This is a genomic window from Paenibacillus spongiae, from assembly GCF_024734895.1.
Taxonomy (GTDB): domain Bacteria; phylum Bacillota; class Bacilli; order Paenibacillales; family Paenibacillaceae; genus Paenibacillus_Z; species Paenibacillus_Z spongiae.
In genome coordinates this window covers 5,369,748-5,395,753 of sequence record NZ_CP091430.1, presented here as the reverse complement: position 1 = coordinate 5,395,753, position 26,006 = coordinate 5,369,748, and the positions used below count along the sequence as shown (strand labels likewise).

General features: G+C 54.2%; 25 protein-coding genes. 22 read left to right on the top strand and 3 right to left on the bottom strand.

Annotation, left to right across the window (positions count from 1 at the left end; all coding sequences use genetic code 11):
* The first annotated feature begins 3 nt into the window (after window positions 1-3).
* From L1F29_RS24460 to melA, 3 genes are read left to right on the top strand one after another with little or no spacing between them, the layout of a single operon-like run.
* Entirely contained in the window at window positions 4-1,098 is a 1,095-nt protein-coding gene (locus tag L1F29_RS24460; RefSeq protein WP_258384649.1) for an FG-GAP repeat domain-containing protein, read from the top strand.
* Window positions 1,095-2,147, top strand: coding sequence for a Gfo/Idh/MocA family protein (locus L1F29_RS24455; protein WP_258384648.1), 1,053 nt, complete (start codon window positions 1,095-1,097; stop codon window positions 2,145-2,147). Before L1F29_RS24460 ends, L1F29_RS24455 begins: the two co-directional genes overlap by 4 nt.
* Before the next feature lie 31 nt (window positions 2,148-2,178).
* On the top strand, window positions 2,179-3,591 hold the full coding sequence (gene melA / locus L1F29_RS24450; RefSeq protein WP_258384647.1) for an alpha-galactosidase: 1,413 nt from the start codon (window positions 2,179-2,181) through the stop codon (window positions 3,589-3,591).
* 154 nt (window positions 3,592-3,745) lie between these two features.
* On the opposite strand, the gene lplA is transcribed toward melA, so the two are convergent.
* Window positions 3,746-4,747 carry a lipoate--protein ligase gene (gene lplA / locus L1F29_RS24445; RefSeq protein ID WP_258384646.1) on the bottom strand — a complete coding sequence of 334 codons (1,002 nt, stop codon included), beginning with the start codon at window positions 4,745-4,747 and terminating at the stop codon, window positions 3,746-3,748.
* A 149-nt stretch (window positions 4,748-4,896) separates the two neighbouring features.
* On the opposite strand from lplA, the gene L1F29_RS24440 reads away from it, so the two are divergent.
* From L1F29_RS24440 to L1F29_RS24425, 4 genes are all read left to right on the top strand, one after another.
* Window positions 4,897-6,135: an MFS transporter gene (locus L1F29_RS24440; RefSeq protein ID WP_258384645.1), complete on the top strand. Its 1,239-nt coding sequence runs from the start codon at window positions 4,897-4,899 to the stop codon at window positions 6,133-6,135.
* A gap of 216 nt (window positions 6,136-6,351) precedes the next feature.
* Entirely contained in the window at window positions 6,352-7,101 is a 750-nt protein-coding gene (locus L1F29_RS24435) for an IclR family transcriptional regulator (RefSeq protein ID WP_258384644.1), read from the top strand.
* A 28-nt stretch (window positions 7,102-7,129) separates the two neighbouring features.
* Window positions 7,130-7,903 (top strand): SDR family NAD(P)-dependent oxidoreductase, encoded by a 774-nt coding sequence (locus L1F29_RS24430; protein ID WP_258384643.1) that lies wholly within the window; start codon window positions 7,130-7,132, stop codon window positions 7,901-7,903.
* Window positions 7,904-8,291: 388 nt separating this feature from the next.
* Window positions 8,292-9,188: a fumarylacetoacetate hydrolase family protein gene (locus tag L1F29_RS24425; RefSeq protein ID WP_258384642.1), complete on the top strand. Its 897-nt coding sequence runs from the start codon at window positions 8,292-8,294 to the stop codon at window positions 9,186-9,188.
* Window positions 9,189-9,521: 333 nt separating this feature from the next.
* On the opposite strand, the gene L1F29_RS24420 is transcribed toward L1F29_RS24425, so the two are convergent.
* Window positions 9,522-10,385 (bottom strand): helix-turn-helix transcriptional regulator, encoded by an 864-nt coding sequence (locus L1F29_RS24420; RefSeq protein WP_258384641.1) that lies wholly within the window; start codon window positions 10,383-10,385, stop codon window positions 9,522-9,524.
* 185 nt (window positions 10,386-10,570) lie between these two features.
* On the opposite strand from L1F29_RS24420, the gene L1F29_RS24415 reads away from it, so the two are divergent.
* The 5 genes from L1F29_RS24415 to L1F29_RS24395 all read left to right on the top strand — a co-directional run bounded on the left by L1F29_RS24415 (window position 10,571) and on the right by L1F29_RS24395 (window position 15,192).
* The gene (locus L1F29_RS24415) at window positions 10,571-11,344 is read left to right on the top strand and encodes a sugar phosphate isomerase/epimerase family protein (RefSeq protein ID WP_258384640.1); all 774 of its coding nucleotides are present in this window, start codon (window positions 10,571-10,573) and stop codon (window positions 11,342-11,344) included.
* Between the two features lie 107 nt (window positions 11,345-11,451).
* Window positions 11,452-12,471, top strand: a complete 1,020-nt coding sequence (locus tag L1F29_RS24410) for a Gfo/Idh/MocA family protein (RefSeq protein WP_258384639.1) — start codon at window positions 11,452-11,454, stop codon at window positions 12,469-12,471.
* Between the two features lie 209 nt (window positions 12,472-12,680).
* The gene (glpX, locus tag L1F29_RS24405; protein WP_258384638.1) at window positions 12,681-13,664 is read left to right on the top strand and encodes a class II fructose-bisphosphatase; all 984 of its coding nucleotides are present in this window, start codon (window positions 12,681-12,683) and stop codon (window positions 13,662-13,664) included.
* A 27-nt stretch (window positions 13,665-13,691) separates the two neighbouring features.
* A complete protein-coding gene (locus L1F29_RS24400) occupies window positions 13,692-14,342 on the top strand; it encodes a CBS domain-containing protein (protein WP_258384637.1) in 651 nt (216 codons plus the stop codon).
* Between the two features lie 19 nt (window positions 14,343-14,361).
* Complete coding sequence (locus L1F29_RS24395) at window positions 14,362-15,192, top strand: pyruvate, water dikinase regulatory protein (RefSeq protein WP_373876562.1); 831 nt, start codon at window positions 14,362-14,364, stop codon at window positions 15,190-15,192.
* 105 nt (window positions 15,193-15,297) lie between these two features.
* Here the strand turns inward: L1F29_RS24395 and L1F29_RS24390 are convergent, their stop codons facing one another.
* Entirely contained in the window at window positions 15,298-16,224 is a 927-nt protein-coding gene (locus tag L1F29_RS24390) for an AraC family transcriptional regulator (RefSeq protein ID WP_258384636.1), read from the bottom strand.
* Window positions 16,225-16,465: 241 nt separating this feature from the next.
* Here L1F29_RS24390 and kduI point away from each other — a divergent pair, with 241 nt between their 5' ends.
* The 10 genes from kduI to L1F29_RS24340 all read left to right on the top strand — a co-directional run bounded on the left by kduI (window position 16,466) and on the right by L1F29_RS24340 (window position 25,964).
* Window positions 16,466-17,299 carry a 5-dehydro-4-deoxy-D-glucuronate isomerase gene (gene kduI, locus L1F29_RS24385; RefSeq protein ID WP_258384635.1) on the top strand — a complete coding sequence of 278 codons (834 nt, stop codon included), beginning with the start codon at window positions 16,466-16,468 and terminating at the stop codon, window positions 17,297-17,299.
* 30 nt (window positions 17,300-17,329) lie between these two features.
* Window positions 17,330-18,082: a DeoR/GlpR family DNA-binding transcription regulator gene (locus tag L1F29_RS24380; RefSeq protein ID WP_258384634.1), complete on the top strand. Its 753-nt coding sequence runs from the start codon at window positions 17,330-17,332 to the stop codon at window positions 18,080-18,082.
* A gap of 18 nt (window positions 18,083-18,100) precedes the next feature.
* A complete protein-coding gene (gene kduD / locus L1F29_RS24375) occupies window positions 18,101-18,853 on the top strand; it encodes a 2-dehydro-3-deoxy-D-gluconate 5-dehydrogenase KduD (RefSeq protein WP_258384633.1) in 753 nt (250 codons plus the stop codon).
* A gap of 140 nt (window positions 18,854-18,993) precedes the next feature.
* Window positions 18,994-20,439: a cardiolipin synthase gene (gene cls, locus L1F29_RS24370; RefSeq protein WP_258384632.1), complete on the top strand. Its 1,446-nt coding sequence runs from the start codon at window positions 18,994-18,996 to the stop codon at window positions 20,437-20,439.
* A 286-nt stretch (window positions 20,440-20,725) separates the two neighbouring features.
* Window positions 20,726-21,424, top strand: a complete 699-nt coding sequence (locus tag L1F29_RS24365) for a GntR family transcriptional regulator (protein ID WP_258384631.1) — start codon at window positions 20,726-20,728, stop codon at window positions 21,422-21,424.
* A gap of 38 nt (window positions 21,425-21,462) precedes the next feature.
* Window positions 21,463-22,569: an aminotransferase class V-fold PLP-dependent enzyme gene (locus tag L1F29_RS24360; RefSeq protein WP_258384630.1), complete on the top strand. Its 1,107-nt coding sequence runs from the start codon at window positions 21,463-21,465 to the stop codon at window positions 22,567-22,569.
* A gap of 183 nt (window positions 22,570-22,752) precedes the next feature.
* Window positions 22,753-23,724 (top strand): Gfo/Idh/MocA family protein, encoded by a 972-nt coding sequence (locus L1F29_RS24355; RefSeq protein WP_258384629.1) that lies wholly within the window; start codon window positions 22,753-22,755, stop codon window positions 23,722-23,724.
* A gap of 54 nt (window positions 23,725-23,778) precedes the next feature.
* Window positions 23,779-24,168, top strand: a complete 390-nt coding sequence (locus L1F29_RS24350) for a RidA family protein (protein WP_258384628.1) — start codon at window positions 23,779-23,781, stop codon at window positions 24,166-24,168.
* Window positions 24,144-24,908: an MBL fold metallo-hydrolase gene (locus L1F29_RS24345; protein WP_258384627.1), complete on the top strand. Its 765-nt coding sequence runs from the start codon at window positions 24,144-24,146 to the stop codon at window positions 24,906-24,908. The genes L1F29_RS24350 and L1F29_RS24345 overlap by 25 nt, the downstream gene beginning before the upstream one ends.
* 39 nt (window positions 24,909-24,947) lie before the next feature.
* A complete protein-coding gene (locus L1F29_RS24340) occupies window positions 24,948-25,964 on the top strand; it encodes a Gfo/Idh/MocA family protein (RefSeq protein WP_258384626.1) in 1,017 nt (338 codons plus the stop codon).
* Window positions 25,965-26,006 lie beyond the last annotated feature (42 nt).

The window sequence follows — 26,006 nt, the reverse complement described above, 5'->3', positions numbered from 1 at the left end:
GTTGTGCTTCAGTTTAATAAACGGTTGTTGGCAGATGAGAAGTACGAGGCTTGCGCAGTCTTTGACGTGAACGGCGACGGGATCCCGGATATTGTAAGCGGTGCCTATTGGTATGAAGGGCCGGATTACAGCCGTCGCCATCCGGTCTGCGAGGTGGAGCCGGTGGATGGGTATCATGACGACTTCAGCGACTATCCGATGGATGTCGACGGGGACGGCCGTCTGGATATCATTACGGGCGCATGGTGGGGAAAGACGCTGAGATGGCGCAAGAACCCCGGCGTCACGGGCGAAGAGTGGCAGACGTATGACATTGACGAATGCGGCAGCATCGAGACGATTCGTTATCTGGATATCGACGGATGCGGCGTGCCGGAGATCTTCCCGAATACGCCGGGCGAGCCGCAAGCGTTCTATAAGCTGGTTCGCGACGATCAAGGCCGCGGGACCGGACAATTTCTGAAGTTCGTTATCGGTGAAGGCGCAAGCGGGCACGGCATGGGGTTTGCCGACATTAACGGCGATGGCCGCATGGATATCGTGCTGCATGACGGCTGGCTGGAGCAGCCGGAGGATCCGTTCCAAACGCCATGGACGTTCCATCGCGAGTTCTCGCTTGGTTCGGCCAGCGTACCGGTTATCGGCTATGACGTGAACGGGGACGGTCTGGTTGACTTGATTGTCGGGCAAGCCCATGACTACGGTCTGCATTGGTATGAGCAGCAGCGCGCGGCAGACGGCAGCAGGACCTGGATCAAGCATGAGATCGACATGAGCGGCTCGCAGGTGCATGATCTATGGCTTGTGGATATCGACCTTGACGGCGAGCCCGAGCTTATTACGGGCAAGCGGTACCGCGCCCATAACGACGGCGATCCCGGAGCGCATGATCCGGTCGGTCTTTACTATTATAAAGTGAATGGCGGCCGTTTCGACAAGCATGTGATCGATTACGGTCCTGCGGGCGTGGCATCGGGTGCGGGCATATATTTCTGGGTGCAGGATTTAACCGGCAACGGTTATCCGGATATCGTGGCACCGGGCAAGGATGGACTGTATTTATTCGAAAACTTGGGGCCGGAGGGATTAGAGTCATGAGTAAATTGCGTATTGGTTTTGTTGGCGTTGGCGGAATGGGGCAAATGGCGCATCTGTCGAACTACGCCGTTCTTAAGGATCAATGTGAAGTCGTGGCACTCGCGGAGCCGCGCCCGCAGATGGCGCAATTGATCGCGCAGCGCTACGGCGTGCCGGAAGTATACGAGAATCATCTGCAGCTGATCGAGAAGGCGAAGGTAGACGCGATTGTGGCGCCTCAGCCATACCGCCACCATCCGGTGCTGATCTCGGATATATTGCGCGCCGGCATTCCGGTATTGACGGAGAAGCCGCTGTGCCTGACCGTCGAAGCGGGCGAAGAGCTTGTGCGGATCGGGGAGGAGAAGGGCGTTCTTCATATGATCGGGTATCATAAACGTTCGGATCCCGCGATGGAATATGCGAAGAAGCGCGTGGATGAATGGAAAGCCAGCGGCGCATGCGGCAAGATGCGCTACATTCGCGTCACGATGCCGCCCGGCGATTGGGTGGGCGGTGCGGATATGCCGCTCGGCACCAGCGAGCCGTATCCGGCGATCACGCTCGAAGGAGGTCCTGCGGATTATACCGACGAGCAGACCCGGATGCTGGATTCCTTCGTAAATTACTACATTCATCAAGTGAACGCCATCCGTTTCTTCCTTGGCGAGTCTTATCGTTTGACATTCGGGGACCGCGCAGGCGTTCTGCTCGTCGGAGAGAGCGACAGCGGCGTCACCGTGACGCTGGAGATGGCACCTTACAGTACATCGGCCGAATGGCATGAGCAGGTACTGGTCGCGTTCGAGCAGGGCTACGTGAAGGTAGAGCTTCCGCCGCCGCTTGCGCGGCAGCGCGCCGGAGAGGTAACCGTTCTTATGGACAACGGGAAAGACGAAGCGCAGCATATCCGCCCCGTCATGCCTAACGTGTCGGCGATGCGCAATCAAGCGGTCAATTTCCTGGCGGCTGTCCGCGGGGAGCGTCCTGCTCCTTGCGCGGCTAAGGAAGCTCTGGAAGATTTGAAGCTGGCCAAGGACTACATCGACTTTATGATTCGGAACCGATGAAACGAAAATAATCGTAACGGAGGTCGTACCCATGCGGAAAATAGCCATTATCGGTGCAGGCAGCGTTGTCTTTTGCAAAACGTTAATGTTGGACATTATGGCCACCCCGGCGCTCGCAGAAACGGAATTCGTGCTGATGGCGCCATCTACAACCAAGACGTCGCAGGTTAAAGCTTTTGCCGATAAAGTGATTGCCGAGAACGGATTGAAGTCGAAGGTGTCGGTTACTACCGACCGCAGGGAAGCGCTGCGGGACGCCAATTATGTCATTTGCTCTTTTCAGGTAGGAGGCGTGTCGGCCTTCGAGCTCGATTATACGATTCCGAAGAAGTACGGTGTCGACCAATGTATTGGGGATACGCTCGGACCAGGCGGCGTATTCCGTGCGCTTCGCAGCATTCCTGTCATTCTCGATACCGCGAAGGATATGGAGGAGTTGTGCCCGAATGCGACCCTGCTCAACTACGTGAATCCCATGGCGATGATCTGCTGGGCGCTGGGCGAGACGAACGTTAAGTTCGTCGGTCTGTGTCACGGGGTACAGACGACGCTTGACCTCATTTCCGGCTATGTCGGCATTCCTAAGCAGGAAATTGATTATGTATCCGCAGGCATTAACCATATGGGCTGGTTTACGAAGCTGTCGCATGAAGGCAAGGACCTGTATCCGCTGCTTCGCGATAAATTCGAAGAACCGGAATTTTATGTGAACGAGAAGGTGCGCGGGGAAGTGTTCCGGCACTTCGGATATTTTATGACCGAGTCGACAGGCCACTTGTCCGAATACGTGCCCTGGTTCCGGAAGAATCAGAAGGCGCTCGACCTGTATTGCGACGAGCCTTCCTTCGGCGGTGAATCCGGCGCGTATTACAAATGGTGCACCTATGTTGCAGACAAGTACCGCGAGCAGGATGTTCTGGCCGATGAGCCGACCGCATTGCCGCCGCGCAGCGTCGAATACTGCGCGTATATCATCGAAGCGCTGGAGACCGGGAAGACATTCAAATTTAACGGCAATATCCGCAACGACGGCATGATCACGAATTTGCCGGACGAGTGCTGCGCCGAAGGCCCGATATTCGCCGACCGGACCGGCCTGAACCGGACGATCGTCGGTGATCTGCCGCCGCAGTGCGCGGCGCTCAACATGACGAATATCAATGTCCAGCGGTTAACGGTTCTGGCGGCGAAGAGCGGCGATCCGGAGACGGTCGTGCAGGCTATTGCGCTCGATCCGCTCACTTCATCCGTCCTCACGCTGAAGGAAATCCGCGACATGGTGACGGAGATGCTGGAAGCCGAGCGGGAATGGCTGCCGCAATTCGCGGGCAAGCTGCCGCGGCCGACCCCGACCATCACGATTCCGGCGGATGTTGAGCGGGCTGAAGTGCCGATTGATCCGGCGCTGGCGATCTTCTCGCGTTTCGGCGATTTGGCGAAGTAGGCTCCAGAAGAAACGACTTATGCCGTACTTGGACGGCGAGGTTAGTCTCTTCTCGGGACCTGATAGAAATTGTTCATGCGAAAAAGGCTCTCAGCGGGTAATTTCTTTCCCGCATGAGAGCCTTATTCTGGTCGTATGGCAGGTAACGGACGGCTTAATCCTGCAGCATCAGCAGCCCGATAAACTCATCCTCCGTCAGCTTCCCGAAGTAACGGGTCAGGTCCACGTTCGCGATCGCTTGGCGAAGCGCAGCCTCTTCATAGCGGGTCCCGATTAACAGCTGCTCCAGCTCGTCCACGTCGTGTGCGCCGAAGTAATCGCCGAACAGCCGAATTCCGGCGATCCGGCCATCCTCCACATCGAGGCGGGCATCAATGATGCCTGAAGCAAATTTGCGGATGTTCTGAATGTTGCACTTCGGCGAACGGCCGTAGTTCCAGTCCCAGCTGCGGTACCGCTCCTCGGCCAGCTTGCCGACATCGGCCCATTCCGCTTCTGACAGCTTATACTGCGGTACAACGTCCGGTTCGCAATTGAACAGCTCGCGCAGCAGCGCCGTACGGAATTGCTCGGTTGTCATCGATTGCGTTAGAAATTCCGAAATATTCGCCACGCGTCCCCGTACCGACTTCGTTCCCTTGGACTCGATCTTGATCGGCTTAACCTTCAGTGCGGAAGCGACGTTCTCCATAGCCGAATCGAACAAGAGGGTCCCATGGCTGAACATGCGGCCCTTGGTGGCGAATTGGGCGTTGCCGGAAATCTTCCGGTCGCCGACTTGAATGTCGTTGCGTCCCGTCAGCTCGGCATGAACGCCGAGCTTGCCCAGGGCATCGATAACGGGCTGCGTAAACTTGGCGAAATTGTGGAAGGAGTTGCCGTCATCCTTGGTGATGAAGCTGAAGTTCAAATTGCCGAGATCGTGATATACCGCACCGCCTCCGGACAGCCGGCGCACGACATGAAGCTTGTGGTCGCGGACATAATCCGTGTTGATCTCCTCGATCGTGTTCTGATTTTTGCCGATAATGATGGATGGTTCATTGATATAGAACAGCAAATAGCTGTCGCCGGTCAGCAGGTTGCGCAGGATATACTCTTCCAGAGCCAGGTTGAGGGCGGGATCCGTGTTTCCGCGATTATCGATAAATAGCATAGTGTCTACCTCCGTAGGGCGTTCTTCATAAATCCATTACAACAAGAGTTAGAGGCAAAGTCAAATGCCCTTTTTGGAGCAGGAGATGACCGCTCCTTATCGAACGTAAGAAATATACAGAGCATCATTAGCATCTTGGAGGTATTCGGATGAGCAGAACCATGTTTCACAGGCTTAAGGGGAACAGCAGAGGCTGTCTCGCCTTCGAGCCGCTTTTTCTTATTCCGTACAGCATGTATACGACCTATGCCACCATCTATATGGTTGAACTAGGCTTGAACGAAACGGCCATTGGCTGGATTGCGACGATCGGCTTGATCGTGCAGGTGCTTTCTTCATTTATTAGCGGTTATTTGACGGATCGTATGGGGAGAAAATATGCCCTGCTCTATTTTGATTTATTGAGCTGGTCGGTAGCTACGCTGCTGTGGATGGTCACTCAGAACGTCTGGCTGTTCGTTATTGCGGCAATCGTAAACGGGTTCCAACGGATACCGCATACCGCGTTCTACTGCCTGCTGGTGGAGGACACGGAGCCTTCGGTAAGAACGTACGTCTTTACGCTCCTTCAATTTATCGGTGTCGTAGGCGGGCTGTTCGCTCCGCTCGGCGGATTGCTGGTGCACCATTTTTCCCTGGTCCCCGGGGTTAGGATGATGTACGGCCTTGCATTCGTATGTATGACACTGCAATTTATAGGTCGCCATATGACGACGCGCGAAACGGATATCGGCAAGCGCAAAATGCGCGAATCCCGCGAGCTCGGGTTGAAGGAAAGCTTAAACGAGTATATGAACGCGATCAAGAATGTGCTAACGAACCGGCCTCTTCTTCTTATTTTTGGGGTGTACATGCTGTTTAATTTTCAAATGACGATGAAGGGAACGTATCTGTCCTTATATTTGGCTGATTATTTGCATATCGACAGCGATCTGATTTCGTTGTTTCCGGCGGTTTCCTCCGTCGTTATGCTGCTGACCATGTGGCTGATTATGCCCCGCATACCGGAACGGCTCGTGCAGTCGGCGATGAACGGCGGCTTCGTTCTCTCCGTTATATCCACGGTCATGCTCGTCGTCATCCCGGCGGAAAACCTGTTGTGGGTTGGCATCAGCACGATCATGGCGGCGGTAGGCATGATGATCAGCTCGCCGTATTTGGAAGCGCAGGTGGCCAATGCCATCGACGACAATCAACGGGCCAAGATCTTCTCGATTCTGTCCGTGCTCGTCATTCTCTGTATATCTCCGGCCGGTATCATAGGCGGATGGACATACCAGATCGATCCCCGGATTCCCTTCCTGCTCGTTGCGGCCGCGTTCGGCCTGAGCATCGTGCTGCTGCTTATGCATCGCGGGAATGCGCATACAGCTTCAGTAGAGGAATGATACATGACGGTCATAACAGGTTAGATTACAGCTGGCCGACCGGTTTGGCTGTCGTCCAATCTCGATAAGGGCTGCTGCTTGACAAGGGAAAAGGGGTGAAGGAAGTTTGCATTACGGTCTTGCCGGGAAGGAGCGGCCCATGTATAATCGGGATAAGGTTTATTATTAGGAAACTGGTTTATTATAATAAACCATCACTGGAGGTTAGCATCTGCCATGGCGGACAAACCGAAATATTGGGTGCCTGCGCTGGAGAAGGCCCATCTTGTCCTTCGCGTTCTGGCGGAGGAGCCCGGGAAATACAAGCTGATCGAGCTGTCCCGCATGCTGGATTTTAACAAGAGCTCCATGTTCTCGCTGCTGCAAACCATGGAATCGCTTCAATGGGTCATCCGGGAGGTTAGCGGTTCCTACGCCGTCGGTCCGGTACTGTCGGATTTCGGTTATTCCTACATGCAGCGCTTCGATGTGAAGGAGCAGTTCCGTCAGGAAGCGGCAATAACCCGGGACCGGCTGGGGGAAACCGTGCAATTGGCCAAATTGTCGGGAGCGGATGTCTTTTACCTGGAGAAGGTGGAAGCGCCGTCGCCTGTCCGTCTCGTATCGGAGCCCGGTATGCGTTTTCCCGCTTATGCGACGGCACTCGGCAAGGCGATGCTGGCCTACGAACCGGAAGATCGATTGCAGCGGATATTCGCCGATGTGGAGTTCAAACCGCTGACGGCGCATACGGTACCGGATGTCGAGGGACTGCAGCGATCGTTAATTGCGGTTAGGGAGCAGGGTTATGCGGTCGATATGCAGGAAGCGGTAATGGGGTTTAATTGCATTGCGGCACCGGTATTGAACCGGCGGGGCGAAGCGGTCTACGCTGTAAGCTGCTCGATGCCCGTACATTGCTGGAAGGATAAAGCCGATGCGGCCAAGCGCGAAATATGCGAGCTGGCTGAGCGGCTTTCCAACTAATAGATCTCAAGACGAGGAGTGAAAGAAGATGAGATTGCAAGGCAAAGTAATTCTGATTACCGGAGCAGCATCAGGCATCGGCAGGAGCAGCGCGATATTATTCGCTTCGGAAGGGGCGAAAGTAATCGTTAACGATTTGTCGGAGGAGAAAGGCGAAGAGACGGCAGCGGAAATTCGTGCAGCCGGCGGGGAAGCGGTGTACATGAAAGCCGACGTAACTGATCCTGCATCCGTCAGTCCGATGGTGGACGAGATCCTGAAGCAATTCGGGCATATCGATGTCCTGTTCAACAATGCGGGGATTAGCGGCGTCGGGGCGCTTCATGAGATTGAGCCGGATATGTGGGACCGCGTTGTAAACGTTAACATTCGCGGCGTCTATGTCCCGAGCAAATATGTCCTGCCGCATATGATGGAGCGCAAGTCGGGCTCGATCATTAACATGTCGTCCTGCATCGCCGAGATCGGGCTGGGCAAGCGTGCCGTGTATGCTGCGACCAAGGGCGCGGTTCTGTCGCTGACCAAGTCGATGCAGGTCGATTACGCGCCTTATAATATCCGGGTCAATGCGCTGCTGCCGGGAACCATTCTGACGCCGTTCGTCGAAAAGTATCTTCGCGAATCCTACGATAATCCGGAGGAAGCATACGAAGGGCTGAAGAAGCGCCAGCTTAGCGGCGATTTGGGCCGTCCCGAGGATGTGGCCAAGGCGGCGCTGTTCCTCGCCTCGGACGAGTCGAAATTCATGATGGGCTCGCCGCTCTACATCGATGGCGGCGTGACGTCCGGCAAGAACGCTTAAGCGGCCGTCCGGTCAAGCGCGTCAGGCAATCAACAAACGAAGCGTAAGCTTACGAAGCAAGTTTTGCTCGAATTCGCTCTATTGGAGCGAAGAACTCACAAAACGAAGCGTATGCTTACGAAGCAAGTTTTGCTTGAATTCGCTCTATTGGAGCGAAGAACTCACAAAACGAAGCGTATGCTTACGAAGCAAGTTTTGCTTGAATTCGCTCTATTGGAGCGAAGAACTCACAAAACGAAGCGTATGCTTACGAAGCAAGTTTTGCTTGAATTCGCTCTATTGGAGCGAAGAACTCACAAAACGAAGCTTATGCTTACGAAGCAAGTTTTGCTTGAATTCGCTCTATTGGAGCGAAGAACTCACAAAACTTTTAGGAGGCTATCATACCATGAAACTCGTAACCGTTATGCAGGATGGAAAGCCCGCATTGGGCGTAAAGACGGAAGCCGGCATTATCGATATTGCTGCAGCATTGGCGGTGCAGCCTGCCGGCGGACAAGTGCCTCAGGATGTTATGGCCGTCATTGAAGGCGGCAGCGAAGCGGTTGCCGCTCTGCAAGCTTATGTAGACGGTTTGCCTGCGGGCGATGCCGCTTATGTGCTTGACGAAGAAGCGGTTGAATGGGGGCCTTGCGTCACACGCCCGAACAAGATCATCTGCGTCGGACTCAACTACCGCAAGCATGCCGAAGAAACGAATGCGCCGATTCCTGAATATCCGATCCTGTTCAATAAATTCAATAACACGCTCACCGGCCACAAGAAAGATATCGCCGTTCCGAAGGTAACCGAGAAGCTCGATTATGAAGCTGAGCTCGTTATCGTAATCGGCAAGCGCGCCAAATATGTGCCGCAGGAGCAAGCGCTGGATCATGTCTTCGGCTATGCCGCCGTTAACGACTTGTCTGCGCGCGACCTGCAGCTGCGCACGCAGCAATGGCTGCTAGGCAAAACCTGCGACGATTTCAGCCCTCTCGGCCCCTACCTGGTCACTGCGGATGAAGTCGGCAACCCGAACGATCTTGTGATCAAGTCGATCGTGAACGGTGAAGTCCGTCAGAACTCCAATACTGCGGATATGATTTTCAAGTGCGACGAAATTGTCAGCTACATCTCGCAGCACATGACACTTGCGCCCGGAGATATTATTCTGACCGGCACGCCGGAAGGCGTCGTTATGGGCTATCCGCCGGAAAAACAAGTGTATGTGAAGCCAGGCGACGTCGTAACGATCGAGATCGAGAAGCTGGGAAGCCTTACCAACCGTTTCGTTGAAGAAGCTTAAGGAATTCTTTAGCTGAATAAACCCACATATGGCCTCTTTGTCCGTTGATGACAAGGGGGCCTTCTTTACATTGCAGGTGCTGAATCGTTACGGACACAAGATCCGCTAATCGTCGAATTTAGGTCATTATGAGCTAGTTGCGGACATCAGATCCGTTATTCTCATAAGGAACATCGATTTCGCTGCGTGTTCCGCCAAATAAGGGCTCTCAGGTCTGCAACACTCGCAAAAACCCCCGAAACGACACAATAGCGGAACCTATGTCCGTTAGCCCGTTCAAGCCGCCCTGCCGACTGCGGAGGCGGAGCCATCGTGCGAAATACTCACCGGCGGTTAGAGATAGCCGTCGGCAGCGGATTTTGCTGTGGCGAGGTTCTCATCGGCTGCATTCGTAATGCTGTCTCGATAAACGCCGGGCGAGATGCCGTAATACTGCTTGAATACTTTATGGAAATACGAATATTCGCCGAAGCCGCAGTTTTCAGCGATCTGATGGAGCGTCATGGACGTATACTTCATCCGTTCGAGCGCAGCGGATAAACGGACTCCGGTCGCATAGGCCATCATGGACTGGCCGACATGCTGCTTGAATAGATGGACGGAACGGGACGTGCTTAGGCCGGCATACTTCGCGGCATCCTCGATTTTGAACCGGCTCGTCGCATTCTCCTCGATATATCGTTTCATCCGCAGCACGGCAAATGGGGGACGGGCACTCGGCGCTTGTGCTTCCGTCACGGCCCGTTCCAAGTATAAGCATATCGTTCGAAGCAAATAATCGATGAGCTCACGATCCTCCCCTCCCGGCTGGCGCCGTTTCTCGGCAATGAGATGCCGCCACAAGCCTAACAGCTTCTCATCCGGATCGATATGTGCGAGCGACGGCTTTGAGGAGCGCGTCCACCAGCTATCGATCCACTCCCCTTCGCAAAGAATGTAATAATCGCCGCTGGCAATCGAGGCTTCTCCCCCTTTGTGCCTGTGCTCCTGCACATGCAGCTCATAGGTCGATCCCCGCTCCAGCAGCAGCAAATCGCCGGGCCGGAGCGCGACTCGACGCCCTTGAATGACCGCTTCACTGTGACCTTCGGTTTGGAGGCGGAACAGATAGGAGTGAAGACCATTGTTGTGCTGATCGTCAAACCGTTGGGTATGATAAGAATAGCCGCAGGAGAGAACGGTGGATTCGGATTTCATGTTCTTGACCCCTTGCTAGAAAATGATAGTCAAATATTCGATGTTATCATTATATCGTTTATGTTCGTTTTAAGCCATTTCGTAGTAAGATGTAGTCAAATCAGCAATAGGGAAGGGTTTGTCCCAGGAATGAACCCGGCGCCCGGCCTGGCTTTACCATTACGTTTAAAGGAGTGTCTGATCCGATGAGAAAAATGGGTATTGGCCTGCAATTATTCACGCTGCGGAATGAGACTGCTGCCGATTTTGCCGGCACGCTGCGGAAAGTTGCGGAGCTTGGCTATGAAGGCGTGGAATTTGCAGGGTATGGTGGACTATCGACGGCTGAGATGAAGGAGCTCCTGAAGGAGACCGGGCTGAAGGCCGTCGGGAGTCATGTCGGAATGGATCGTCTTCGCGAGGATCTGCAGGGAGAAATCGACTACCTGAAAGCGATTGGCGGGCGTTATATCATTTGTCCGTGGTTGCCGGAATCCGAGCGCGGGCAGGTGGAAGATTGGAAGAAGCATATCGAATTCTGGATCGAAACCGGAGCTGAAGTCCGCAAGCAGGGGCTGCAGTTTGCGTATCATAACCATGATTTTGAATTCCATCTTCAGATGGATGGCGAGTACGTATTCGATGCGATTTACTCCGCTTCTGCGCCGGAAGATATTCAGGTCGAGATGGACGTCTGCTGGGTTCAGTTTGCCGGGCAGGATCCGCTTGCGTACATTCGCAAGTATGCCGGCCGTCTGCCGCTTCTCCACTTGAAGGATTTCACCAAAGACGAGCAGGGCAATATGGTGACGCTTGAGCTTGGACAAGGCGATGTTCCGCTGAAGGAAGTCATTGCGGCAGCTTCGGAAGCGAATGTGGAGTGGTTTCTTGTCGAGCAGGACAACTGCCAGAATCCGCCGCTCGAAAGTATTGCTAACAGCCTGAACTGGGTGAAAGAGAACTATTTATCCCAATTATAAGAGACTTGCAGCATAATGACGGCAAGTCGACGTACTGTCCCGACACGCACGCGCTGGTTATTACTCATCCATAACATGTATGTTATTTAACAGGAGGACGAATTCTAATGTCAAAAGTTAAAGTGGCAGTCATCGGCTGCGGTTCGATTTCAAGGTTTCGCCATGTACCGGAATATGCGGATCATCCGAACGTAGAGCTCGTTGCATTCGTCGATCTTGTGCCTGAACGGGCGCAGCTGTTTGCCGACAAATACGGTGCGAAAGCTTATACCGATTATAAAGAAATGCTGAAAATCGAGAAGCCTGACGCAGTAAGCGTCAACCTGCCTAACGTACTGCATGCGCCTGTTTCCATCGATGTAGCCAATGCCGGAGCCCATGTTCTGGTCGAGAAGCCGATGGCTACAACGACAGAAGAAGGTCTGGCCATGATCGAAGCCGCGAAGAAAAACAACGTGTTCCTGATGGTCGGCCATAATCAGCGCCTGATGCCTCCTCACGTGAAGGCGAAGGAAATCCTGGAAACCGGAGCGCTTGGAAAAGTGCTTACGTTCCGTACTTCTTTCGGACATCCGGGACCTGAAGGCTGGAGCGTAGACGGACGCAACAGCTGGTTCTTCAACAAGGAAGAAGCCATTATGGGCGCTATGGGCGATCTGGGCGTTCACAAGTCCGATCTGATCCGGTACCTGCTCAGCGACGAAGTGTCGGAAGTAGGAGCTTTCATTGGAACGCAGCATAAAGAAGGTACGGAAGTCGACGATAACGCAACCTGCTTGCTCCGGATGAAGAGCGGTGCCATCGGTTCGCTTGTTGCCAGCTGGACGTACTACAAAGGCGAAGACAACAGCACGGTGCTGTGGTGCGAGAACGGCGTCATGAAAATCGGTACGCATCCGGACGATCAAGTCATTGTCGAGCTGCGTAACGGCACGGTGGAAAAGTACAAAGTAGGCGCAATTTCAACGAACGACAAGCAGGAGACCAGCGGCGTTATCGATGCCTTCATCGATTCCATCGTATCGGGCAATCCGCCAAGCATCTCCGGCGAAGAAGGATTGAAATCCCTGCAGGTCATTTTGGCCGCTTTCGAATCCCAAGCTACCGGACAAATCATTAAACTGTAAGCAAGCGGATACGCTGTTTGCAGCCAATAAGCCACCTCAAGAGTGTGTAATACGCTCTTGAGGTGGTTTTTTATCTATTTTCGGCTGATTAATGACATAATGAGAATGTAATGTGTATTATATAAAGATATATTGCGCAATAAATAATTAAGTAGTACAATTTTTCTAGCTAAGAGAGATCAAAAGAGAGATTGGGAGTGTGGTTCGTCATGGAACGCGAGTTGTCGCTGGAAATTGTACGGGTGACGGAGGCTGCGGCATTGGCTTCCGCGCCATGGATGGGACGCGGGGACAAGAATGAGGCGGATGGGGCGGCTACTTCGGCCATGCGTCTCATGTTTGACACGGTTTCGATTCAGGGAACAGTCGTCATCGGGGAAGGCGAGATGGACGAGGCGCCAATGCTTTATATTGGGGAGAAAGTCGGCGGAGGCGACGGTCCGGAGGTCGACGTGGCCGTCGATCCTTTGGAAGGAACGGAAATTGTCGCGAAAGGGTTGAACAATGCGCTGTCGGTCATCGCAGTGGCTCCTAAGGGCCAGCTGCTGCATGCTCCGGACATGTATATGGAGAAGCTTGCCGTAGGTCCGGCCCTCCGCGGTCTGCTAAGCATTACCGACTCGCCTGAAGTGACGATCGCAAAGGCTGCAAAGGCGCTGGACAAAAACATATCGGATCTGACGGTCGTACTGCTGGATCGGGAACGCCATACCCAGCTGATTCAAACCTTGCGCAATATCGGGGTAAGAATCAAGCTCTTGTCCGATGGCGATGTTGTCGGCGCAATCGCTCCTTCTTTCCCTGAGACAGGCATTGATCTGTATATGGGCTCCGGCGGCGCTCCGGAAGGCGTATTGGCTGCGGCGGCGCTGAAATGCCTTGGCGGCGAGCTCCAGGGCAGACTCATGCCGGCGGATGAGACGGAATTTGCCCGCTGCGTGGAGATGGGGTTGTCCGATCCCCGGAAGGTATTGGTGATGGACGATATGGTCGGAACAAGCGATGTTATTTTTGCCGCAACGGGCATAACGCCCGGCGAATTTCTCAGCGGCGTCCGCTATTTGCCGGATCAGCGCGTGGAGACGCACTCGATCGTTATGCGCGCGAAGACGCAAACCGTTAGGCATGTGCATGCAACGCATTATTTGCCGAATAAATCTTATTTGTTCCGGAACGCCGGCGCACTTGTCTAGAGCGGTGGTTTCCGATTAAACTTAAGATTGACAACGATTGGAATGGAGTGGATCGACATCGAACTGACCGCGCGTCAACTTGACATCGTAAAACTTGTCAAAGCGCATGCGCCAATAACGGGGGACCAGATTGCCGAGATGCTCGGCCTGAGTCGGGCGACAATCCGATCGGACTTGTCGCTCTTGGTCATGCTGCATATGTTAAGCGCCAAACCGAAGGTCGGCTATTTTCCCGGTGAATTGCATAAGGCAGAAGCTTCTGCTCCCAATTGGATGAGCATATCCGTTAAGCAGGTGCAGGGAATGCCTGTCATCGTGACGGGGTCTCTCTCCGTGCATGAGGCGGTTGTGACGTTGTTTCTTGAGAATGCGGAGACGCTGACGGTCATTGACGATCAGAAACGTTTCTTAGGTATCGTCACCGCCAAGGACATGCTGAAGCTGACGCTGGGCAATTCGCAGGCGGGCTCGATGCCGGTTGGAATGGTTATGTCGCGCCTGCCGGACATGGCTGCGGTAGGTCCGGAAGACCTCGTAGAGACGGTCGTACGTATTATGCTAGCGCATGGTCTTGACGGCGTGCCCGTGCTGTCGCCGGAACGTGAAGTCGTCGGTTGGGTTGGAAAGACGACGATTCTACGGCGGTTATTGGAAGCGGCGGACGAGATTCATGAATAGGGGGAAGCCGGGATTGGGACTGATCAATAATCAGAATCAGCACATATATGTTTGCTCGGATGCCGTTGGCGAGACGGCCGAAGCTGTCGTCAAGGCAGCGATGAGGCAGTTTGCGTTCAATCAAGTGAAGCTGAAGCGTTACGGGCATATTAAACATGAGGATGAAATTATCGCCATCGTGGACGAGGCGGCCCGGACCGGCGGATTCATCGCCTTTACACTGGTACAGCCGGAGCTCTGCGAGATGATGAAGGAAGAAGCCATTCGACGCGGCGTGCGTGCGGTCGATGTGATGGGGCCGATGATGCAGGCGTTTGTCGACACCTTCAATGATTCGCCGAAGCAGCAGCCCGGTTTGCTGCATACGCTGGACGACGCCTATTTTCGCAAAATCGATGCCATGGAGTTTGCGGTCAAATATGACGACGGCAAAGATATGCGCGGGCTGCAGCTGGCCCAGGTCGTCCTGATCGGCGTTTCCCGTACGTCCAAGACGCCCATATGCATCTACATGGCGCATAAGGGCGTCCGCGCCGCCAATCTGCCGCTCGTGCCGGAGATGAACGTGCCCTCCGAGCTGAAGGTGAGGCCGGATGGCTTAATCGTGGGACTTACGATGGATCCGGAGAAGCTCGCCTCCATCCGGTCCGAGCGTCTTATAGCGATGGGGCTTCCGCCTGGCTCCCGTTACGCATCGGTAGAACGGATCGAGGAAGAGATCGTGTTTGCCCAGAGTGTTATGAAGAAGCTTGGATGTGAAGTTATCGACGTTACGAACAAAGCGGTGGAAGAAACGGCCGGGCTGATTTTATCCCGAATTCCGGAGAGCATTGCCTCCACTTCTTCATAGGGAGCCGCAATATCGGTTCGCAGCATATCGGCTTGAGTCCTTCCGATGAGGATAGACGACTCAAGATTTAAGAGGTCAGCCGGATTCGATCGGGCTGGCCTCTTCCTATGTTGGCGGCAGCTGGGCGGGCCCGGAGCCGTTGCGGCTAATTTTGCGGTAGGCGCCAGGAGCGGTGTTTACCGCTTTTTTGAATGCCTTCGAGAAGTGGTGAATGTCTGCAAATCCGCAGTAGGCTGCGATTTCGTCGATTCCGATATCGGTTGTCTTAAGCAGCTCCCGGGCGTGGCGTATTCTCAAATCGAGCACATATTGATGAGGCGGCACGCCGAACTCTTCTTTGAATTTCGCGCTGAACCGGGATGGCGACAAATTCGCTCTGCGAGCCATCTCCTGGATTGTCAGCGGTTCGGACAGGTTGAAGGAGAAGAAGGAGGTAATCCAATTGAGCGGCTGCGGCGCCGCCCGCTCGGCTTTGGTAAGATCGGTGTGGTCTTCCAATATGTCGAGCAGAATTTCCGTGGCCAGCGTTTGCGCGCGCAGCTGCATAATGGTATCGCGGTGCTGCCAGCTCTCGACCATCGCGAACAGCTTGTCGCGGAGCACGATGGGCCGCTTCGGTTTTAAACGGACCGGTATATCGATTCCTTGCTGATCATTTAATCTCGGCTGCAGCAGATGGGAATAGCCGCTCAGATCGGTTTGTCCGGCCCGTGTCGGGAAGCTGCTCTCCCGCTCGGGATTATAGAAGAAGTCCAGATGGGCGAACGGAGTGATCGAATTCGTCCGGCCCTCCAGGTAGGTGAGACTGTTTGGTTGAATAAGACAAATGTCGCCGCTCTTCAGCGGAAACGTGGTCCCGTCCACGCGAAAAAAGCATTCGCCCTCCTGGATATAGACGAGCAGGTAGTCCAACAGCCGCCGTTCGGGCATGTTCCATGGCTTGCGTATGGCGAAGTCGCTTTCGCGAATGAATGGAACGATTGGAGATTTGGCAATCAGCTCGGATAAATAGATGGGTAGCAGCCCCTTCATTTCATATTCTTTGAATCAGTATAGTTGTTTTTGACAAAAGAATGAAGCGGACGCGTAACAAAGAAAACAGGGAAGCAATAGCGATCGGATGAACATGCTGCCTGCGCAGCGGGCTAGGTTCATATCAGTCGGAATCCAAATATCTCTTCCGAATTGGTATATTTTGATTGAAATTACGGATGATTCGAAGTAATATGAACCTATATATACCAATATGAACCTATAAGGAGATGTTCTGCTGATGGATATCCGCTATGCCTCCCATCCGAACGAAGTGAAGAGCTTCGATACGCCTAGGCTTCGCCAGGAATTTCTGATGGAATCATTATTCGTTCCGAATGAATTGAAGCTTACTTATACCCATGTGGACCGGTTCATCGTCGGGGGCGCTCTGCCGATTGGCCGGCCTGTGCAGCTGGAGGCGGACAAGAAGGAGATGGGGGCCGACTTTTTTCTTGAGCGACGCGAGATCGGCATCATTAATGTCGGCGGGCAGGGCACGGTGACGGTAGACGGAACGGCTTACAGCATGGGCTCCAAGGACGGCCTGTATATCGGACTCGGTGCACGGGAAGTAATCTTCTCAAGCGAAAACGCCGGCGAACCGGCGAAATTCTATTTGAACTCGGCCCCCGCCCACCGAACGTATCCAACGGTAAAGATCGCCATCAGCGAAGCATCCCCCAATCATCTGGGCAGCATCTCCAATTCCAATGAACGGACGATCTACCGTTACATTCATGCGGGAGGCGTACAGAGCTGTCAGCTCGTAATGGGCATGACGCTGCTGAAACCGGGCAATATGTGGAATACGATGCCTTGCCACACGCATAACCGCCGATCTGAAATTTATTTCTACTTTGATATGCAGGATGACGGCGTTATCTTCCATTACATGGGTGAGCCGCAGGAGACGCGGCATCTCGTCGTGCGCAATGAGCAGGCGGTTATCTCGCCGAGCTGGTCGATTCATAGCGGCGTAGGGACGGGCAGTTATACGTTTATTTGGGGAATGGCGGGCGAGAATCAAACGTTCGAAGATATGGACGCAGTCTCCATGAAGGATTTAAGATAAAGAAAATACGCTGCAGAAACGGATGATTCGATGAACCCGCTCCGAAGATATGAGATCATAATGGAAATGCTGCTCGAGCGCAAGGAAGTGACGGTGAACGAGCTGAGTGACCGTCTGGCCGTTACGGGCAAGACGATTCGCGAGGATTTGGCGAAGCTGGAAGAGAAGGGGCTGCTCCTGCGCGTACATGGCGGCGCGATGCTGGCCCATGGCGAGCAGCTTGGCCTCCTGTCAGCCAAAGGTCCGGCTCTGACGCGCCAGGCCGAGAAAGCGGAAGCCGCCGAACGCGCCCTCAACTATATCGAGCCCGGCGACATTATCGCGCTCGATGGCGGAAGCACGACGCTTGAGATCGCGCGCCGTCTCGATAATATGCCGCTGACGGTCGTTACCAACGATCTGAATATCATTAGCGAGCTAGTTCGCAGGGATGAGATTCGTCTGGTCGTGCCCGGAGGCAGCCGGGTCCGCAACATGCTTGCAGGTCCCGAGGCTCCCTCGTATATTCGGACGCTGAATATTAAGAAGGCGTTCATTTCCTCCACCGGCGTTCATCTGCAGCACGGGTTTACGATCTATACGAACGATCTGATCGCCTATAAGCGGGCTATTATTGAATCGAGCGCGACCGTTTACGCCGTCGTCGATCATTATAAATTCGGCCAATCGGCGCTTCGTACGTTCGCCGGGCTAACCGAGGCGGCTCGAATTATTACGGACAGCGGATGCGATCCCGAGGCGGCTGCTGCGTTTCGGGCGGCCGGAATCGAAGTGGAATATTGAAGAAAAGGTGCGATGACGATGCAATTATTCGATCTTACAGGCAAGCGCGCGCTAGTCACCGGTGCTTCCGGAGGTCTTGGACAGGCGATGGCGGTCGGACTGGCTGAGGCCGGAGCCGACATTATCGCCGTATCTTCTTCGGAGAGCAGGGAGACGGTCGATCAGATACGGTCTCTCGGCAGAGAAGCGCATTTCATTGCGGCCGATCTAAGCAAGGAAGAGCTGCTGGAAGGCGTCGTATCGGAAGCGCTCCGTCTATCCGGCGGCATCGACATTCTGATTAATAACGCGGGAATCATCCGCCGCATGCCCGCCGCGGATCACAAGCGTCAGGATTGGCATGACGTTATGGCGCTCAATTTGGATGCGGTCTTCTTCCTCTGTCAGCTGGTGGGCAGCCATATGCTGCAGCGCGGAAACGGCAAGATCATTAACATTGCCTCCATGCTTAGTTATCAAGGCGGCATTAATGTCCCGGGGTATACGGCCAGCAAGCATGGAATAGCCGGTATTACGAAGGCGCTGGCCAATGAATGGGCAGGAAGCGGAATCCACATCAACGCGATTGCGCCAGGCTACATGACGACGAATAATACGGCTCCAATCATAGCCGACGAGAAGCGTTACAACTCCATTACCGAGCGTATTCCTGCCGGACGTTGGGGAAAGCCGGACGATCTGAAGGGACCGGCCATATTCCTGGCTTCCTCTGCATCCGACTATATGAACGGTCATGTACTCTGCGTAGACGGCGGTTGGATGGCTAGATAGAGCTGTATTCAACAGCGTTACGCGGGCTGCCTAGAAGCTGGGGCAGCTTTTTTTAATGCAGCAGGGAGCCTTTGCCAACTTATCGACAATGCGCTATAGTATGTTTGATACAGGTTGAATTGAGGTGGCCTTGAGAAGCAATGTTAGTGTACCAGAATATATCCGTAATCATAATCGTTCTCAACCTTATTCTTGCCGCGACGGTCATCTTCCTGGAGCGGCGCAATGTTGGCGTCACCTGGGCGTGGCTCATGATTCTGCTCTTTATCCCGGTTGTCGGGTTTGCGCTCTACCTGCTGTTCGGGCAAAATTTGAGCAAGGTGAAGCTGTATAAGATCAGCAAGAAGACCAGCCGGGATATTAAAGCCATCGTGGAAGGCCAGCGCAAAGCGTACCTTCATAACGAAATTACGTTCAAGGATCCCGCGATTATTCCCTACCGCGATTTGATCTACATGAACTTAACGAGCGGTCCTGCTTTGTATACGCAGGATAACGATGTCCATATCTATACGGACGGCAACGACAAGTTCGAGGATCTTCTGAAGTCGATCGCCGATGCCAAGGAACATATCCATCTCATGTATTATATTGTGCGTGATGATGCGATAGGCCGGAGACTCATTCAAGCCTTGACGGCCAAAGCCGAACAAGGCGTCGAGGTACGGTTCCTATACGACGCCATCGGAAGCTGGCATCTGCGCAGCAGCTACTTCACCCCGCTCCTGCATGCGGGAGGAAAGGTCGCAGCCTTCTTCCCGTTGAAAATCCTCTATCTGAACATTCGCGTCAACTACCGGAATCATCGGAAGCTCGCCATTATTGACGGAGAGACAGGATATATCGGCGGTTTCAACGTCGGTGACGAGTACCTCGGTCTTGACAAGCGGTACGGCTATTGGCGGGATACGCATCTTCGGATTCGCGGAAGCGCCGTCCTGCAGATGCAGGGGCTTTTCTATCTGGATTGGAATTTGGCTTCCGATGCGCCGCTCCCCGAGACACTTGACTATTTTCCAATCGGCCCGGCACATGGGGATGTCGGGGTTCAAATCGTCTCAAGCGGGCCGAACGAGTCCGAGGAACAGATTAAGAATGCGTTTATCAAAATGATTCATTCGGCTAAACGAAGCATCTGCATTCAAACGCCTTATTTCATTCCCGACGAAAGCGTGCTCACGGCGCTGCGGCTGGCCGCATTGTCCGGCGTGGAGGTCAATCTGATGATGCCGAGCAAGCCGGATCACAAGATGGTCTACTGGGCATCATTCTCCTATTTGGGCGATCTGCTGGAAGCGGGCGGAAGATGTCTGCTCTATGAAAGAGGCTTTCTTCATGCCAAGTCGATTGTGGTGGACGGAAAGATCGGTTCCGTAGGTACGGCGAATTGCGACATACGAAGCTTCAAGCTGAACTTTGAGGCGAACGCGATCATCTATGACAGCAAGACGGCGGATCAGCTCCAGCAGATTTTCGATATGGACCGAATATACTGCCGGGAGCTTACGTTAACGGAGTACAGCGCAAGGTCGCGCACGCAGAAGATCAAGGAGTCCGTCACACGCCTCTTGTCGCCGATCCTGTAGTATCGCGGCAGAATCGATTGCGCGTCGCACTGCAGGATGCTCGAATTGCATAGAAGACCGCTGGACGAGCAGATCCGGCGGTTTTTTATTTTGTATGCAACTTTTAAAAAAACCAAAAAAAGCGTTTACAAGAAATTATGCATTTTATATTATATATAATATATGATTGGTAAGAAGAGGTCCTCCTGGATAAACAATTTGTTGTCGGTTGTAAGAAAGAAAGGCTGTTTCCCGTCCATTCGTTCGATCTGCAATTGTAATTATCATTAGAAATAGAGGTTGATTGATGGTGAAAGCGACGAAGCCGCATCTGCTGACAAAGCAAAGTATAAGCGGAGATCTGGTGGAGCTGATTAAGAATCAAATTCTGGAGGGTGAATTAAATCCCGGCGACCGGATCGTGGAGACGAAGCTGGCCAAGGATTACGGCATCAGTCAGACGCCGGTCCGCGAGGCGATTCGTCAATTGTCGGGCGAGGGCATTATCGTGATCGTTCCGAATAGAGGGCCACAGGTTCGCGAATTGCGTATGAAGGATGTCTTCGAAATCTATTCGCTGAGGGCGGTTTATGAAGGATTGGCGATCCGGCTGGCCGTCATGAAGGCGACGGATGACGATGTTCGGGCGCTGCAGAGCTTCTATGAACAGATGAAAGCGAAGGTTCACGACGATTCGGTTTCATCTTTGCTTCCCGATTCTCTGCACATCCACCAAACGATTATCGAGCTCTCCTCGCACGAGCGGCTCATTGCGATGTACAGAACGATTTCCTTCCAGATCTCGCTCGTCAATCGTATTCTGGGCAGCGCTTCAACGAAGGAGAAGGAGGCCTGGCAGCACCTCGAGCTGATCGAGGCGTTAAGCAAGCGGGATCCGGATGAAGCGGAGAATGTGATGCGAAGCCATATTTACCGCTCCTATTGCGAATTTGCCGACATGAGGAAAGCGACTGATCCCGAATTTGATAATCGCGCCTGGTTCTAGTACAGGCGAGTGGATTCCAAAGCGAGGAGTGGACGTATTTGGAAGCGTTATTGAGTAAGAGTCTCTTTGCCGATTTGGATACGAGCACGTGGTTCTACAGCGGTGCGGAGACCCCTCCATTGAAAGGGGTCCATGCGGCGGTCGACGATTACTTGAAGCTTAGAAGCGACGGGCCGGGAGGCCGGGATCATAACAGCCTTATCGAAGCCTCATGCAAGGCGAACATCGCCAGGCTGCTCGGGGGTAAACCGGAGAACATCGGCTTTCTGTCGAACTCGTCGGAGATTATTTCCATGATTGCCGGCTCGATTGAGTTCCGGCCAGGCGATAATGTCGTGATCAATAACCTGGAGTTTCCTTCCGGCGTTCTGCCGTGGCTGATGCTGAAGGAACGGGGAGTCGAGGTGCGGGTCGTCCCTCACCGGAACTGGCAAATTGCTCCGGATGATATCCTGGCCGAGGTGGACAGCCGCACCCGGCTGGTCATGGCGAGCCACGTCAGCTACCTGTCCGGGGCGAGGCTCGATTACCGCTCCCTGTACGAATGCCTGAAGCATACGGATACGCTGCTGCTGCTGGACGCCACGCAATCGCTGGGTGCCGTTTCCGTTGACATGAATGCCTCCGACTTCGTGGTATGCAGCTCGTATAAGTGGCTGCTGGGGTTGCACGGCCTCGGGATTCTCGCCGTGAATCCTGCCCGGTTGTCAGGCTTTATTCCCCGCACCATCGGCTGGCGGAGCGTTGCGGATATGTTCAGTCCTCAGCGCTATAACCAATACGAATTATTCGCGGACAGCCGGCGGTTCGAGACCGGATACCCGAGCTACCCTACCGTATATGCGCTTGAATTCTCGACGGGACTCCTCTTACAGGCGGGCATCGACCGCGTTGAGGAGCATATTTTGCAGCTTGGAAGCGAGCTAACCGGCAGGCTCATGGAGAAGGGCTATGAGGTTATGACTCCGCATGAACCTAAGCACCGCGCGGGCAATATTTGCGTCGTATCCGGCCAAGGCGCCGAAATCGCGGAGATGCTCCGGAAGGAGCGTATCTATTTGTGGGGGGGCGACGGCAGATTTCGCGTATCGATTCATGCGTTCAACGACAGCGGCGATATCGAACGCTTGCTGCGCTATATATAAACCGGCACGTAAATGACCGGACATTCTCAGGCGCTATTGGAAGCGCGAACAAAGTATGAAATGTACCGCTATCTATGCAGGTATCATCAGGGCAGCAGCGAATATTATGAGGCAAATCACCACTTGACTGCTTGCAGTCAAGAATGTCGATTATATCTGAGCCATATGAAAGGTTGGATGAGGATGAGCTTAAGAATCGGATTTATTGGAGTAGGCGGCATCGCCTCGCTTCATATCGAAAGCTTGAAGCGGATCGATGAAGCGGAGATCGTATCGGTCTACGATGTGAGCCCGGAGAATGCGGCCAATGCTGCGGAGCGCACCGGGGCGCAGGTCATGGACAGCGCGGAGGATGTTCTGGATCCGGGCCGGATCGATGCCGTGTACATCTGCACGCCGCAGTTCGCCAGAGGCAATCTGGAGGAGCTCGCGGCCAAGCGGGGCATTCATCTGTTCGTAGAGAAGCCGCTCGGATTGAATGTAGAAGAGGTGCTTCAGAAGGAGAAGGCGATTCTCGAATCGGGCATTATTCATTCGGTAGGCTACTGCCTTCGTTATCTGGATACGGTCCAGCAGGCCAAGGCCTACTTGAACGGACGCCAGGCGCATTTGATCCAGGCTTATCGGTTCGGCGGCTCTCATCCGGCACGCTGGTGGCATCAGCTGGATATGTCCGGCGGGCATCTGGTGGATGCCGTCACGCATCAGGTGGACATGATCCGTTATCTGGCCGGCGAATTCCAAGAGATCGAAGCCAAATTCGGGCGCGTGTCCTTCGACCGGCAGCAAGCTCAAGGAACCATCTACGACGCGGGAGCGATTACGTTCTCGATGGAAGGGGGGACGATCGGCAGCATCACGGAATCATGTCTGTCGGTTCACCATTCCTCCTCCGATGTCAAATTGTTCGGTCCCGATTTCTTCGTCCATCTGAGCAACAACGGCTTCACCTTAACCATTGTGGACGAGAATCAGAATGAGACCGTAACGTCTGCGGTGGAACCTTATTTCGAGCAATCCAAAGCGTTTATCGATGCCATTATCCGCCATACGCAGGAGCCGGTCTTAAGCAGCTACAGCGACGCCGCACGGACGCTCGCCGTAACGCTCGCCGCCAACCGGTCGTCTGTCGAGCACACCGCTTTGCAGCTCTAATGGGATCCATGATGAAATAAGGCCTCCGGCCAGATCAGAGGGAGTGAATCGTCGATGAGAAAAGAAATTATTAAAACCGATAAAGCGCCGGTACCAAGCGGTAAATATTCGCAAGCGGTCAAGCTTGGCGACATGGTCTATGTGGCGGGCACCTGCCCGTTCGATCTCGAAACCGGGGCGGTGCTGCATCCGGGGGATATCGGCAAGCAGACGCATGTCGTTCTGACGTATATCGAGGAAATATTGCGGGCTGCAGGAACGTCGCTGGAGCATGTCGTTAAAGTGACTTCGTTTATTGATGAATTGGATGATTTCGGGATCTATAACGAAGTGTACGGGACGTTCTTCAAGGAGGAGCCGCCTGCCCGGAGCACCTTCGAAATCGTCAAATTTCCGCGCGGCATGCGCGTGGAAATCGAGTGCATCGCCTATATTCCATCATGATCCGGCTTCACGAAGGCATCTTCATGGTTGGCAGCGGCAAGCATGGCGCCCAGCTTACCCATTCCATCGATTGCAATGTCTTCGTATTGGATGGAGGCGGAGGGGAATTCGCGCTGATCGATGCCGGAGGAGGCGTGGAACCGGAGCGGATCGTGGCGAATATGGAGCGGATCGGCATTGAGCCCGGTCAGATCCGGTATTTGCTCCTGACGCACGCTCATGGCGATCATGCCGCAGGAGCCGCTTTTTTTCATGAGCGGTACGGGATGCAGGTCATTGCGTCCAAGGAAGCTGCGCCGTGGATTGAGAACGCGGACAGGGAGAAGATCAGCTTGAATGCTGCGGTCAGAGCCGGCGTTTATCCGGCTGATTATGAATTCAGAGCTTGTCCGGTGGAGCGGCAAGTTTCCGAGTATGACGAGATCGTCATTGGGAGCACCGTGCTGCGCGTGCTCGATACGCCAGGGCATGCACGAGGGCATATCGGATTCATGATGGAGCGAGGCGGGAGGAGGCTGCTGTTCGGCGGCGATTCTGTTTTTGCCGGAGGGAAGGTCGTAATCCAGAACATATGGGACTGCAGCATACAGGATTATGCGGCGACGGTCGCCAAACTGCAGCAGCTGCGCATCGACAGCTTATTTCCGGGGCATGGGGTATTCCTCGCCGATGAGGCCTGGAAGCATATCGACTTGGCTCACGGGTATTTCGAACGGCTGGAAATTCCTCCGAATTTGTAATCATCGCAAACGAAGCCCACTGAAAAGGAGCGCGTACAGATGAACAAAGCAAGAGTCGGAATCATCGGCTTGGGCAGATGGGGGATGTGCCATCTTGAAGCCTATAGCTCACTTGCGCAAGCGGAAGTCGTGGCCGTCTGCGACAGCTCGGAGGAGCGTCTGGAGATAGCCGGCAGGGAATACGGAATCGAGCATCGTTACTTGAATGCCGATGAATTGCTGCAGCGGGACGACCTCGATCTGATCAGCGTGGTGACGATTGAACACGCCCATCTGGATCCGACCGTGAAAGCGCTTCGATCCGGGAAGCATGTTCTGGTAGAGAAGCCGGTCGCGATAGACCCTGGTGAAGCCAGAGCGATGCAGGCGGCTGCGGCGGAGAGCGGCCGGCTGCTCATTCCCGGGCATCTGCTGCGCTTTGACCCCCGTTATGCGGCGATTAAGGCAGCAATCGGGACGGAACGGATCGGCCGGCCGGTCAGCATGTACATGAAGCGTGCCCGCGAACAGTTTCTCTTCGAGACGTTCCAGCGTACGCACACCGTATACGAGCTGATGATTCACGACTTGGATCTGGCCATCTGGTACGCCGGGAGCCGCGTCAAGAGCGTCAGAGCCTACGGAAGAAGCGTATCCGGAGCTGCAGCTCCCGAAGTGCTGTGGGCGAACCTGGAGTTCGAGAACGGCACGCTTGCTGTGCTGCACAGCAATTGGATGACGCCTAACGCGGCGGGCATTGAGATTGCGGATGCGATCGAGGTCATCGGCACGCATGGAACCGCGCAATTCGAGACAAGCAATACCGGCCTGCAATTTTGGAGCAGCGCCGGAAGATTCTCGCCGGATATGAATATCCACACGACGCTGCATGGACAATCCATCGGGAGCTTGCGCGAGCAGCTGACCTACATATGCCGCTGCATCGCACGGGGCGAATCGCCGGACGTCGTGTCGTTTGCCGATGCCGTTCATGGCATCGAAGTCGCCGACGCGATCGCAGCTTCCTGCGCGTCAGGACGCGATATCGTGCTGAGCGCGCAGCCCCCTGCATCTTAGCGATTCGCAAGCGCGCGTAATATCAGGCTATGGATTCGAATC

What these genes read in the sequence shown, in the direction of transcription:
- kduI (WP_258384635.1), top strand. Translation starts at nt 16,466, where the DNA reads ATGGATATCCGCTATGCCTCCCATCCGAACGAAGTGAAGAGCTTCGAT.
- L1F29_RS24340 (WP_258384626.1), top strand. Translation starts at nt 24,948, where the DNA reads ATGAACAAAGCAAGAGTCGGAATCATCGGCTTGGGCAGATGGGGGATG.
- L1F29_RS24440 (WP_258384645.1), top strand. Translation starts at nt 4,897, where the DNA reads ATGAGCAGAACCATGTTTCACAGGCTTAAGGGGAACAGCAGAGGCTGT.
- L1F29_RS24425 (WP_258384642.1), top strand. Translation starts at nt 8,292, where the DNA reads ATGAAACTCGTAACCGTTATGCAGGATGGAAAGCCCGCATTGGGCGTA.
- L1F29_RS24365 (WP_258384631.1), top strand. Translation starts at nt 20,726, where the DNA reads ATGGTGAAAGCGACGAAGCCGCATCTGCTGACAAAGCAAAGTATAAGC.
- L1F29_RS24415 (WP_258384640.1), top strand. Translation starts at nt 10,571, where the DNA reads ATGAGAAAAATGGGTATTGGCCTGCAATTATTCACGCTGCGGAATGAG.
- lplA (WP_258384646.1), bottom strand. Translation starts at nt 4,747, where the DNA reads ATGCTATTTATCGATAATCGCGGAAACACGGATCCCGCCCTCAACCTG.
- L1F29_RS24380 (WP_258384634.1), top strand. Translation starts at nt 17,330, where the DNA reads ATGAACCCGCTCCGAAGATATGAGATCATAATGGAAATGCTGCTCGAG.
- L1F29_RS24390 (WP_258384636.1), bottom strand. Translation starts at nt 16,224, where the DNA reads ATGAAGGGGCTGCTACCCATCTATTTATCCGAGCTGATTGCCAAATCT.
- L1F29_RS24350 (WP_258384628.1), top strand. Translation starts at nt 23,779, where the DNA reads ATGAGAAAAGAAATTATTAAAACCGATAAAGCGCCGGTACCAAGCGGT.
- cls (WP_258384632.1), top strand. Translation starts at nt 18,994, where the DNA reads ATGTTAGTGTACCAGAATATATCCGTAATCATAATCGTTCTCAACCTT.
- L1F29_RS24430 (WP_258384643.1), top strand. Translation starts at nt 7,130, where the DNA reads ATGAGATTGCAAGGCAAAGTAATTCTGATTACCGGAGCAGCATCAGGC.
- melA (WP_258384647.1), top strand. Translation starts at nt 2,179, where the DNA reads ATGCGGAAAATAGCCATTATCGGTGCAGGCAGCGTTGTCTTTTGCAAA.
- L1F29_RS24435 (WP_258384644.1), top strand. Translation starts at nt 6,352, where the DNA reads ATGGCGGACAAACCGAAATATTGGGTGCCTGCGCTGGAGAAGGCCCAT.
- L1F29_RS24410 (WP_258384639.1), top strand. Translation starts at nt 11,452, where the DNA reads ATGTCAAAAGTTAAAGTGGCAGTCATCGGCTGCGGTTCGATTTCAAGG.
- kduD (WP_258384633.1), top strand. Translation starts at nt 18,101, where the DNA reads ATGCAATTATTCGATCTTACAGGCAAGCGCGCGCTAGTCACCGGTGCT.
- glpX (WP_258384638.1), top strand. Translation starts at nt 12,681, where the DNA reads ATGGAACGCGAGTTGTCGCTGGAAATTGTACGGGTGACGGAGGCTGCG.
- L1F29_RS24355 (WP_258384629.1), top strand. Translation starts at nt 22,753, where the DNA reads ATGAGCTTAAGAATCGGATTTATTGGAGTAGGCGGCATCGCCTCGCTT.
- L1F29_RS24420 (WP_258384641.1), bottom strand. Translation starts at nt 10,385, where the DNA reads ATGAAATCCGAATCCACCGTTCTCTCCTGCGGCTATTCTTATCATACC.
- L1F29_RS24455 (WP_258384648.1), top strand. Translation starts at nt 1,095, where the DNA reads ATGAGTAAATTGCGTATTGGTTTTGTTGGCGTTGGCGGAATGGGGCAA.